Raw genomic sequence first — 11,666 nt, forward strand, 5'->3', positions numbered from 1 at the left:
TTCGGGCCATACCCCGGTCCCTGGCCCACGCCTACGCCCGACCGGCTGCGCATCTGAAGACGAAAGTTTCCACTCGTGAGTGAGACAACGCATGACGGCGGGGTCGCCGTGACAGCATCCCTGTCGACCCCGTCGCCCGATGACGGGCTCTCCCGGGCCGACCTCGCCGCCAAGTACGGTCTGACCGTCAGCGGCGCCCGCCCCGGACTTTTCGAGTACGTCCGCCAGCTCTGGGGACGGCGCCACTTCATCCTCGCCTTCTCCCAGGCCAAGCTGACCGCCCAGTACAGCCAGGCCAAGCTCGGCCAGCTGTGGCAGGTGGCGACGCCGCTGCTCAACGCGCTCGTCTACTTCCTCATCTTCGGCCTGATCCTGGGCGCCGACCGGGGCATGCCCCGCGAGGTCTACGTCCCGTTCCTGGTCACGGGCGTCTTCGTGTTCACCTTCACCCAGTCCTCGGTGATGGCGGGCGTCCGGGCGATCGCGGGCAACCTCGGCCTGGTCCGCGCGCTGCACTTCCCGCGCGCCTCGCTGCCGGTCTCGTTCTCGCTGCAGCAGCTCCAGCAGCTGCTCTTCTCGATGATCGTGCTGTTCATCATCATGATCGGGTTCGGCAGCTACCCCGCGCTGTCGTGGCTGCTGATCGTCCCGGTCCTCCTCCTGCAGTTCCTGTTCAACACGGGCCTCGCGATGATCATGGCGCGGCTGGGCAGCAAGACGCCCGACCTCGCGCAGCTGATGCCGTTCGTGATGCGGACCTGGATGTACGCGTCCGGCGTCATGTTCTCCATCCCGGTGATGCTCAAGGACAGGTCGGAGTGGATCGCCGACATCCTGCAGTGGAACCCGGCGGCCATCTACATGGACCTGATGCGCTTCGCGCTGATCGACGGCTACGGTTCCGAGAATCTGCCGCCGCACGTCTGGGCGGTCGCCGCGGGCTGGGCCGTGCTGGTCGCCGCAGGTGGCTTCGTGTACTTCTGGAAGGCTGAGGAGCGCTACGGCCGTGGCTGACGACAAGATCAACGACACCCCCCCTTCCCGGTCGCACATCCCCACCGTCATCGCCGACGAGCTGCACATCGTCTACCGCGTCAACGGTGCGAAGACGGGCAAGGGCAGTGCCACCTCCGCGCTGAGCCGCATCCTCAAGCGCGGCGAGGAGCGCGGCGTGCGCAAGGTGCACGCGGTGCGCGGGGTCAGCTTCACCGCCTACCGCGGCGAGGCCATCGGCCTGATCGGCTCGAACGGCTCCGGCAAGTCCACCCTGCTGCGCGCCATCGCCGGCCTGCTCCCCGCCGAGCAGGGCAAGGTCTACACCGATGGCCAGCCCTCGCTGCTCGGCGTGAACGCGGCCCTGATGAACGACCTGACCGGTGAGCGGAACGTCATCCTGGGCGGACTCGCCATGGGCATGTCCCGCGAGCAGATCAAGGAGCGCTACCAGGAGATCGTCGACTTCTCCGGGATCAACGAGAAGGGTGACTTCATCACCCTCCCGATGCGCACCTACTCCTCCGGCATGGCCGCCCGCCTGCGCTTTTCCATCGCGGCGGCCAAGGACCACGACGTTTTGATGATCGACGAGGCCCTGGCCACCGGCGACCGCAAGTTCCAGAAGCGCTCCGAGGCCCGCATCCGCGAGCTGCGCAAGTCGGCCGGCACGGTCTTCCTGGTCAGCCACAACAACAAGTCGATCCGCGACACCTGCGACCGTGTGCTGTGGCTGGAGCGCGGCGAGCTGCGCATGGACGGCCCCACGGACGAGGTCATCAAGGAGTACGAGAAGTTCACGGGCAAGTAGCCCATTTGCGCCACCGGACGTACACCCGTCCGGCAGCAGTGCCCCGTCGGAAGCCTTCCGGCGGGGCACTGTCGTGCAAGGGTGTCCCCAGGGCCCCACGGGTCCCTCAACTCACCGGCGCCCAGGGAAGATTGACGCCAATCGGTGTGTTGTTGTGATGCGCCGAACACCCCGACGATGCGGGATGGGTTGTACAACGTAAGCTGTACCGGTGCTGATTCGCGGCAAGTGGGGCGATATCGCGCGGCGCCCCGCCTCGGAGCACGGTCCGCCCCGGAGATTGCTGGGCGGCGTGTCCGAAATAGGATGTATTGGGTCGGCAGTGTAGAACGGGAGATGTGACGGCAATGGCTACGGATGATCTCCAGCTCCGCGATGCATCCGCCGTCCTCGACAAGGCCGCGGACGAGAACTTCCCCGTGGCGCCCTTCTTCCTGCCCCGGTCCTGGCGGGACGACCTGATGGCGGTGTACGGCGTCGTGCGCCTCATCGACGACATCGGCGACGGCGACCTGCCCCCCGGCTCCGCCCACGCCCGCCACCTGGGCCTGCCCGACGCCGCCACGGATGACCCGATGCCCCTCCTGGACGCCGTCGAGGCCGATCTCGGCGCCCTCTTCTCCGGCGCGGAACCCGGCCACCCGCTGGTGCGGGCGCTGCGGCCGGCCGCCGACCGGGGCACCCTGACCATCGACCCCTTCCTGGCCCTGATCGAGGCCAACCGCCAGGACCAGCTCGTCACGCGCTACGAGACCTACGACGACCTCGTCGCGTACTGCGCGCTCTCCGCCAACCCGATCGGACGTCTCGTGCTCGCGATCACCGGGACGGAGACCCCCGAGCGCATCCGGCGCTCGGACGCGGTCTGCACCGGCCTGCAGATCGTCGAGCACCTCCAGGACGTCGCCGAAGACCTGCGGCGCGGCCGCATCTACCTGCCCGTCGAGGACATGAAGCGGTTCCACGTGAGTGAGTCAGACCTGTCCCTGCCGACCGCGGGCGCCTCGGTGCGCGCCCTGGTCGCCTTCGAAGCGGAACGCACCCGCGGCCTCCTGAATGAAGGCACCCCCCTGGTGGGTAGCGTCCACGGCAGGCTGAAGCTGCTGCTGGCCGGCTTCGTGGCAGGGGGGAGGGCGGCGGTCCGGGCGATCGTCGACGCGGGGTACGACGTGCTGCCGGGGCCACCCAGACCCACCAAGCCCCGCCTGCTGCGCGAGACGGGTGCAGTTCTGCGAGGAGAGGGGTGAGCCGGACCGTGGAGACGGAGCCGCACGTGTCCGCACAGGTGCTCGCCGCGTACAGCTACTGCGAGGCCGTCACCGGACAGCAGGCGCGCAACTTCGCGTACGGCATCAGGCTGCTGCCGACGTCGAAGCGACGGGCCATGTCCGCCCTCTACGCCCTCTCGCGGCGGGTGGACGACATCGGCGACGGCGCGCTCGCGCCGGACGTCAAGAAGGAGCGGCTCGACGAGACCCGGGCCCTGGTCGCCCGGATCGGCGCGGGCCGGGTCGCCGAGGACGACACCGACCCGGTGGCCGTCGCCCTCGCGCACGCCGCCGCGCACTTCCCCATCCCGATGGACGGCCTCGACGAGCTCATCGACGGCGTCCTCATGGACGTACGCGGTGAGACGTACGAGACGTGGGAGGACCTGAAGGTCTACTGCCGCTGCGTGGCCGGTGCCATCGGGCGGCTCTCGCTCGGCGTGTTCGGCACCGAGCGGGGGGCGCTGAACGCCGAGCGCGCGCCGGAGTATGCCGACACGCTCGGTCTCGCGCTCCAACTGACCAACATTCTCCGGGACGTTCGCGAGGACGCACAGGACGGGCGGACCTACCTGCCCGCCGACGACCTCGCCAAGTTCGGCTGCTCCGCCGGATTCTCGGGCTCCGAGCCGCCCGCCGGGTCCGACTTCGCGGGACTGGTCCACTTCGAGGTGCGCCGCGCGCGGACCCTGTTCGCCGAGGGCTACCGCCTGCTGCCCCTGCTGGACCGGCGCAGCGGCGCCTGCGTCGCGGCCATGGCCGGGATCTACCGCCGCCTGCTCGACCGCATCGAGCGCGAGCCCGAGGCGGTGCTGCGCGGCCGCGTCTCGCTGCCGGGCCGCGAGAAGGCGTACGTCGCGGTGCGCGGACTGTCCGGACTCGACGCGCGGAACGTGTCACGGCAGGCCGTCAGGAGGCGTGCGTGATGCGCGTGCGGACCGGTCGTGGGGCGGGTGGGGCGCCCGGCACCAAGCGGCGGGCAACCCTCCGCTCCAAGGTCGCGTCCCAGACTGCAACGGCCGAGGGGGTGGGTGCGTGAAGAGCGAAGACATGCAGCCCGGGGGGCTGATCGCGGATGCCGATGGCCGTCCCGGAGGGGCGGCCGCCGTGGTGGTCGGCGGTGGCCTCGCCGGTATCACCGCGGCGCTCGCGCTCGCCGACGCGGGGCTGCGCGTCACGCTGCTCGAAGGCCGACCGCGGCTCGGCGGGCTCGCCTTCTCCTTCCAGCGCGGCCCGCTCACCGTCGACAACGGCCAGCACGTCTACCTGCGCTGCTGCACCGCCTACCGCTGGTTCCTCGACCGCGTGGACGCCGCCCACCTCGCGCCCCTGCAGGAACGTCTCGACGTGCCCGTCCTGGACGCCGACCGCAACCGCCTCGGCCGCCTGCGCCGCGCGGGGCTGCCCGTGCCCCTGCACCTGGCGGCGAGCCTGGCCACCTACCCGCATCTGTCGGTCGCCGAGCGCGCCAAGGTGGGGCGCGCGGCGCTCGCCCTCAAGGGACTCGACCTGACCGATCCCGCACTCGACGGCCAGGACTTCGGCAGCTGGCTGGCCCGGCACGGCCAGTCGCCGCGCGCCATCGAGGCCCTCTGGGACCTGGTGGGCGTGGCCACGCTCAACGCCGTCGCGGGTGACGCCTCGCTGGCGCTCGCCGCGATGGTGTTCAAGACCGGGCTGCTGTCGGATCCGGGCGCCGCCGACATCGGCTGGGCCCGGGTGCCCCTCGGTGATCTGCACGACAAGCTGGCCCGCAAGGCGCTCGACGCCGCGGGAGTCCGTACGGAACTGAGGACACGAGTCACCTCCATCTCCCGTACGGACAACGGAAGGTGGCGGGTGGACGTTCCCGGCGAGAGCATCGAGGCCGAAACCGTCGTCCTCGCCGTGCCCCAGCACGAGACGCACGGCCTGCTCCCCGACGGCGCCCTCGACCGGCCCGACCTGCTGCTCGACATCGACACCGCGCCGATCCTCAACATCCACGTCGTCTACGACCGCAAGGTCCTGAAACGGCCGTTCTTCGCCGCCCTCGGCTCGCCCGTCCAGTGGGTCTTCGACCGGACCGAGGCGTCCGGGCTCACCGAGGGGCAGTACCTCGCGCTCTCCCAGTCGGTCGCCCAGGACGAGATCGACGCGCCCGTCGCCACGCTGAGAGAGCGCTATCTGCCCGAGCTCGAGCGGCTGCTGCCCGCGGCACGCGGCGCCGAGGTACGGGACTTCTTCGTCACCCGCGAGCGCACGGCGACGTTCGCACCCACCCCCGGCGTCGGCAGGCTCCGCCCCGGCGCCCGCACCAAGGCCCGCGGCCTCTACCTCGCGGGCGCGTGGACCGCCACCGGCTGGCCCGCGACCATGGAGAGCGCCGTGCGCAGCGGCATCAGCGCGGCCGGGGCCGCCCTCTCCACCCTCGACCGCCCCCGTGATCACCTCTTCGCGTTCGAGGAGGCGGCGGCGTGAAGCTCGACCACCTGGGGTCAGGTCCCCAGAGAACCAGCACCGGAACAAGAGGAGAAACTGTGCCGACTGTGCCCTCGGCCGAGAAAACGGCTGCCGACACGGTGGACGTGACCTCACTGCTCGAACAAGGAAGGACCCTGGCCACCCCGGTGCTGCGGGCCGCGGTGGACCGCCTCGCACCGCCCATGGACACCGTCGCCGCCTACCACTTCGGCTGGATCGACGCCGAGGGCAACCCCTCCGACGGGGACGGCGGCAAGGCCGTGCGGCCCGCCCTCGCCCTGCTCTCCGCCGAGGCCGCGGGCGCACCGCCCGAGGTCGGCGTCCCCGGGGCCGTCGCCGTCGAGCTCGTGCACAACTTCTCGCTGCTGCACGACGACCTGATGGACGGCGACGAACAGCGCCGCCACCGCGACACGGTGTGGAAGGTGCACGGTCCCGCGCAGGCCATCCTCGTGGGCGACGCCCTGTTCGCCCTCGGCAACGAGATCCTCCTGGAGCTCGGCACCGTCGAGGCGGGCCGCGCCACCCGCCGCCTGACCACCGCCACCCGCGCGCTGATCGACGGCCAGGCGCAGGACATCAGCTACGAGCACCGCGACCGGGTCACCGTCGAGGAGTGCCTGGAGATGGAGGGCAAGAAGACTGGCGCCCTGCTCGCCTGCGCGGTCTCCATCGGCGCCGTCCTCGGCGGCGCGGACGACCGCACCGCCGACACGCTGGAGAAGTACGGCTACCACCTCGGCCTCGCCTTCCAGGCCGTGGACGACCTGCTCGGCATCTGGGGCGACCCGGAGGCCACCGGAAAGCAGACGTGGAGCGATCTGCGTCAGCGCAAGAAGTCGCTGCCCGTGGTGGCCGCGCTCGCCGCGGGCGGCCCCGCGTCCGAGCGCCTCGGCGAACTGCTCACCGCCGACGCCAAGAGCACCGACTTCGAGAGTTTCTCCGAGGAGGAGTTCGCGATGCGCGCCGCCCTGATCGAGGAGGCGGGCGGCCGCGAGTGGACCGCCAAGGAGGCCCGGCGCCAGCACGCCATCGCCATCGAGGCGCTGGACTCCGTGCGGATGCCGGAGAGGATCCGGGCGCAGCTCGTCGCGCTCGCCGACTTCGTCGTCGTACGGGAGAGATGATCACTATCGCGCGGATATCCGGGTCGTCCGGGGGCTGACCCCCGGACTCCCAGGCAGTCGCCGGCCGGCGCACCGCACCGGCCGACGGCGGACCCACAGCAGACGTAGCCACTGCACTGCACGAAGGGGAAGCCATGACAGCGACGACCGACGGAAGCACCGGAGCGGCCACGCCCCGCGCAGCCTCGGCCAGCCGGACCACCGACACCACGCGCACGACCGCCGCGCCGCCGGGCGTTCGTGACGCCGCCGCGCGCGCCATACAACGATCCACGGAGTTCCTGCTCGCCCGCCAGGACGCCCAGGGCTGGTGGAAGGGCGACCTCGAGACCAATGTGACCATGGACGCCGAGGACCTTCTCCTGCGGCAGTTCCTCGGCATCAGGGACGAGCGGACCACGCAGGCCGCCGCGCTCTTCATCCGCGGCGAGCAGCGCGACGACGGCACCTGGGCCACCTTCTTCGGCGGGCCCGGCGAGCTCTCCACCACCATCGAGGCGTACGTCGCGCTGCGCCTGGCCGGGGACCTGCCGGACGCGCCGCACATGGCGAGGGCGTCCGCCTGGGTCCGCGCGCAGGGCGGCATCGCCGCGAGCCGGGTCTTCACCCGTATCTGGCTCGCCCTGTTCGGCTGGTGGAAGTGGGACGACCTGCCCGAACTCCCGCCGGAGCTCATCTACTTCCCCAAGTGGGTCCCGCTCAACATCTACGACTTCGGCTGCTGGGCGCGGCAGACCATCGTGCCGCTCACCGTGGTCTCCGCGAAGCGGCCGGTGCGCCCCGCGCCCTTCGCCCTGGACGAGCTGCACACCGACGCCCGGATCCCCAATCCGACCAGACCGCTTGCCCCGGTGGCCAGTTGGGACGGGGTCTTCCAGCGGCTGGACAAGGTGCTGCACGTCTATCACAAGGTCGCGCCGCGCCGGCTGCGCAAGGCCGCCATGAACACCGCGGCGCGCTGGATCATCGAGCGGCAGGAGAACGACGGCTGCTGGGGCGGGATCCAGCCGCCCGCCGTCTACTCCGTCATCGCGCTGCACCTGCTCGGCTACGACCTCGACCACCCCGTCCTCAAGGCCGGGCTCGACTCGCTCGACCGGTTCGCGGTGTGGCGCGCGGACGGCGCGCGGATGATCGAGGCCTGCCAGTCGCCCGTCTGGGACACCTGCCTGGCGACCATCGCGCTGGCCGACGCCGGACTGCCCGCGGACCACCCGCAGTTGGTGAAGGCGGCGGACTGGATGCTCGGCGAGCAGATCGTGCGGCCGGGGGACTGGTCGGTGCGCAGACCCGGACTCGTGCCGGGCGGCTGGGCGTTCGAGTTCCACAACGACAACTACCCCGACATCGACGACACCGCCGAGGTGGCGCTCGCGCTGCGCCGGGTCGCGCACCCGGACAAGGCCCGCCTGGAGAACGCCATCGAGCGCGGGGTGCGCTGGAACCTCGGCATGCAGTCGAAGAACGGCGCCTGGGGCGCCTTCGACGTCGACAACACCAGCCCCTTCCCCAACCGGCTGCCGTTCTGCGACTTCGGCGAGGTCATCGACCCGCCGTCCGCCGACGTCACCGGCCATGTGGTGGAGATGCTCGCGGTCGAGGGCAGGTCCCACGACCCGCGCACCCGGCGCGGCATCGAGTGGCTGCTCGCCGAACAGGAGCCGGAGGGCGGCTGGTTCGGCCGCTGGGGCGTCAACTACATCTACGGCACGGGCTCGGTGGTGCCCGCGCTGGTCACCGCGGGACTGCCCGTCTCGCACCCCGCGATCCGCCGCGCCGTGAGCTGGCTGGAGTCGGTGCAGAACGAGGACGGCGGCTGGGGCGAGGACCTGCGCTCCTACCGCGAGCGCGGCTGGGTCGGGCACGGCACGTCGACCGCCTCCCAGACCGCCTGGGCGCTGCTCGCGCTGCTGTCGGCCGGGGAGACCGAGGCCAAGTCCGTGGAGCGGGCGGTGACCTGGCTCGCCGAGACCCAGGCCGAGGACGGCTCCTGGGACGAGCCGTACTTCACCGGCACCGGCTTCCCCTGGGACTTCTCCATCAACTACCACCTCTACCGGCAGGTGTTCCCGCTCACCGCGCTCGGCCGGTACGTCAACGGCGACCCCTTCGCGGGCGCCTCCGGCGACCGTCCGGGCAAGGGCAGCTGATGAACCGGACCCCGGCCCCGCGGCCGGGCCCCGCGCCGCTGCTGATCGCCTGCGCGCTCGGCATCGAGCACCTCGCCCTGCGCACCGGGGACCGCAGCGGTGCCCCCGGAGCCATGACCGTGCTGCGCACCGGCATGGGCCCCAAGAACGCCGAGCGCGCCGTCACCGGGGCGCTCGGAAAGGAAACCCTGCGCGACGCGGCCGTCCTGGCCACCGGCTTCTGTGCCGGACTCGCCCCCGGGATGCACCCCGGCGACCTGGTCGTCGCCGAGGAGACCAGGGACACGCGCGGCAGCACCACCTGTACGGGAACCGGGCTGCTGGTCCAGGAGCTGGTGCGGGCCGTGCCCGGCCGCACCGTGCACACCGGACCGCTCACCGGCTCCGACCACGTCGTCCGCGGCCACGAGCGCGGCGATCTCCTGGCCACGGGCGCGATCGCCGTGGACATGGAGTCCGCCGCGACGCTGCACAGCGCCCTGCGGGCCGGACAGCGGCCCGTTGCCGCCGTCCGGGTGGTCGTGGATGCCCCACAGCACGAACTCGTCCGCATCGGCACGGTGCGCGGTGGAATATCAGCTTTCCGCGTTCTTCGTGCCGTGCTCCCCGCTTTCTTTGAATGGCACCGTTCTTCGCTGCTCCCTCGGAGGTGAGCCAGATGGCCATGCCGCTTCGCCAGTCCATCAAGGTCGCTACGTATCTCTTTGAACAGAAGCTGCGCAAGCGGGACAAGTTTCCGCTGATCGTCGAATTGGAGCCGCTCTTCGCCTGCAACCTGAAGTGCGAGGGATGCGGCAAGATCCAGCACCCGGCCGGGGTGCTCAAGCAGCGCATGCCGGTGGCGCAGGCCGTGGGCGCCGTGCTCGAGTCCGGTGCGCCGATGGTGTCCATCGCGGGCGGAGAGCCCCTGATGCACCCTCAGATCGATGAGATCGTGCGCCAGTTGGTGGCCAAGAAGAAGTATGTCTTCCTGTGCACCAACGCGATGCTGTTGCGCAAGAAGATCGAGAAGTTCACGCCGTCGCCGTATTTCGCTTTCGCCGTGCACATCGACGGCATGCGGGAGCGGCACGACGAGTCCGTCGCGAAGGAGGGGGTGTTCGACGAGGCGGTGGCGGCCATCAAGGAGGCCAAGCGGCGCGGTTTCCGCGTCACCACCAATTCGACCTTCTTCAACACGGACACCCCGCAGACCATCATCGAGGTCCTCAATTTCCTCAACGACGACCTCGAGGTCGACGAGATGATGCTCTCGCCCGCCTACGCCTACGAGAAGGCGCCCGACCAGGAGCACTTCCTCGGCGTCGAGCAGACCCGGGAGCTCTTCAAGAAGGCCTTCGCGGGCGGCAACCGGCGGCGCTGGCGGCTCAACCACTCGCCGCTCTTCCTGGACTTCCTGGAGGGCAAGGCGGACTTCCCGTGCACGGCGTGGGCGATCCCGAACTACTCGCTCTTCGGCTGGCAGCGCCCCTGCTACCTGATGAGCGACGGCTACGTCCCCACGTACCGGGAGCTCATCGAGGAGACCGACTGGAGCAAGTACGGCCGCGGCAAGGACCCGCGGTGCGCCAACTGCATGGCGCACTGCGGCTACGAGCCGACCGCCGTCCTCGCCACCATGGGCTCCCTCAAGGAGTCCATCCGCGCGGCCCGCGAGACGGTCTCCGGAAACCGCGGGTGACGTCATGACCCCTGGAGTGCCCGTTTCCCTGGGCCTCCCGGAGCTGCCGGTCCGGCCGATCGCCGAGCGCCGCCTCGCGCGGCGCATCGAGGTCGGGCCGGTGGCCGTGGGGGGCGGTGCGCCGGTCTCGGTGCAGTCGATGACGACGACGCGCACGTCCGACATCGGGGCGACGCTGCAGCAGATCGCGGAGCTGACGGCCTCCGGCTGTCAGATCGTGCGGGTGGCGTGCCCCACGCAGGACGACGCGGACGCGCTGGCCACGATCGCCCGCAAGTCGCAGATCCCGGTGATCGCCGACATCCACTTCCAGCCGAAGTACGTGTTCGCGGCGATCGACGCGGGCTGTGCCGCGGTCCGGGTGAACCCGGGCAACATCAAGCAGTTCGACGACAAGGTGCGCGAGATCGCGCGGGCGGCGGCGCAGGCGGGCACGCCCATCCGGATCGGCGTCAACGCGGGCTCCCTCGACAAGCGGCTGCTCGCCAAGTACGGCAAGGCCACGCCGGAGGCCCTCGTCGAGTCCGCCCTGTGGGAGGCCTCGCTCTTCGAGGAGCACGGGTTCCGCGACATCAAGATCTCGGTCAAGCACAACGACCCGGTGGTCATGGTCAACGCGTACCGGCAGCTCGCCGCGGCCTGCGACTATCCGCTGCACCTCGGCGTGACCGAGGCAGGGCCGGCCTTCCAGGGCACGGTCAAGTCGGCGGTCGCCTTCGGCGCGCTGCTGTCCGAGGGCATCGGCGACACGATCCGCGTCTCGCTGTCGGCGCCCCCGGTCGAGGAGGTCAAGGTCGGCATCCAGATCCTGGAGTCCCTGAACCTGCGCCGGCGCCGCCTGGAGATCGTCTCCTGCCCGTCCTGCGGCCGCGCCCAGGTCGACGTGTACCGGCTCGCCGACGAGGTGACGGCCGGTCTGGACGGCATGGAGGTCCCGCTCCGCGTCGCCGTCATGGGCTGCGTCGTGAACGGCCCGGGCGAGGCCCGCGAGGCCGACCTCGGCGTCGCTTCCGGCAACGGCAAGGGGCAGATCTTCGTGAAGGGCGAGGTCATCAAGACCGTCCCCGAGTCGAGGATCGTGGAGACCCTCATCGAGGAGGCGATGAAGATCGCCGCGCAGATGGAGGACGACGGCATCCCGTCAGGGGTACCCGACGTCACCGTGAGCTGAGG

General features: G+C 70.8%; 10 protein-coding genes. All 10 read left to right on the forward strand.

The features are described from left to right. Window positions 1-75 precede the first annotated feature (75 nt). The 10 genes from ACFYXE_RS07455 to ispG all read left to right on the forward strand — a co-directional run bounded on the left by ACFYXE_RS07455 (window position 76) and on the right by ispG (window position 11,664). The gene (locus ACFYXE_RS07455; protein ID WP_389309928.1) at window positions 76-1,014 is read left to right on the forward strand and encodes an ABC transporter permease; all 939 of its coding nucleotides are present in this window, start codon (window positions 76-78) and stop codon (window positions 1,012-1,014) included. Then, window positions 1,007-1,804, forward strand: coding sequence for an ABC transporter ATP-binding protein (locus ACFYXE_RS07460; RefSeq protein WP_389309930.1), 798 nt, complete (start codon window positions 1,007-1,009; stop codon window positions 1,802-1,804). The genes ACFYXE_RS07455 and ACFYXE_RS07460 overlap by 8 nt, the downstream gene beginning before the upstream one ends. Before the next feature lie 347 nt (window positions 1,805-2,151). Continuing rightward, window positions 2,152-3,051: a squalene synthase HpnC gene (gene hpnC / locus ACFYXE_RS07465; protein ID WP_389309933.1), complete on the forward strand. Its 900-nt coding sequence runs from the start codon at window positions 2,152-2,154 to the stop codon at window positions 3,049-3,051. After that, window positions 3,048-3,998, forward strand: a complete 951-nt coding sequence (hpnD, locus tag ACFYXE_RS07470) for a presqualene diphosphate synthase HpnD (protein ID WP_361169918.1) — start codon at window positions 3,048-3,050, stop codon at window positions 3,996-3,998. Before hpnC ends, hpnD begins: the two co-directional genes overlap by 4 nt. 124 nt (window positions 3,999-4,122) lie before the next feature. After that, the gene (gene hpnE / locus ACFYXE_RS07475) at window positions 4,123-5,532 is read left to right on the forward strand and encodes a hydroxysqualene dehydroxylase HpnE (protein ID WP_389311365.1); all 1,410 of its coding nucleotides are present in this window, start codon (window positions 4,123-4,125) and stop codon (window positions 5,530-5,532) included. Then, window positions 5,529-6,662, forward strand: coding sequence for a polyprenyl synthetase family protein (locus tag ACFYXE_RS07480; protein WP_389309937.1), 1,134 nt, complete (start codon window positions 5,529-5,531; stop codon window positions 6,660-6,662). Before hpnE ends, ACFYXE_RS07480 begins: the two co-directional genes overlap by 4 nt. Before the next feature lie 134 nt (window positions 6,663-6,796). After that, window positions 6,797-8,812 (forward strand): squalene--hopene cyclase, encoded by a 2,016-nt coding sequence (gene shc, locus ACFYXE_RS07485; protein WP_389309940.1) that lies wholly within the window; start codon window positions 6,797-6,799, stop codon window positions 8,810-8,812. Continuing rightward, window positions 8,812-9,465, forward strand: coding sequence for a 1-hydroxy-2-methyl-2-butenyl 4-diphosphate reductase (locus ACFYXE_RS07490; protein WP_361169927.1), 654 nt, complete (start codon window positions 8,812-8,814; stop codon window positions 9,463-9,465). The genes shc and ACFYXE_RS07490 overlap by 1 nt, the downstream gene beginning before the upstream one ends. A gap of 5 nt (window positions 9,466-9,470) precedes the next feature. Beyond that, complete coding sequence (hpnH, locus tag ACFYXE_RS07495) at window positions 9,471-10,493, forward strand: adenosyl-hopene transferase HpnH (protein ID WP_361169930.1); 1,023 nt, start codon at window positions 9,471-9,473, stop codon at window positions 10,491-10,493. Between the two features lie 4 nt (window positions 10,494-10,497). Next, window positions 10,498-11,664 (forward strand): flavodoxin-dependent (E)-4-hydroxy-3-methylbut-2-enyl-diphosphate synthase, encoded by a 1,167-nt coding sequence (ispG, locus tag ACFYXE_RS07500; protein ID WP_389309944.1) that lies wholly within the window; start codon window positions 10,498-10,500, stop codon window positions 11,662-11,664. Window positions 11,665-11,666: the final 2 nt, after the last annotated feature.

This window comes from Streptomyces sp. NPDC002564, from assembly GCF_042889645.1.
GTDB lineage: Bacteria > Actinomycetota > Actinomycetes > Streptomycetales > Streptomycetaceae > Streptomyces.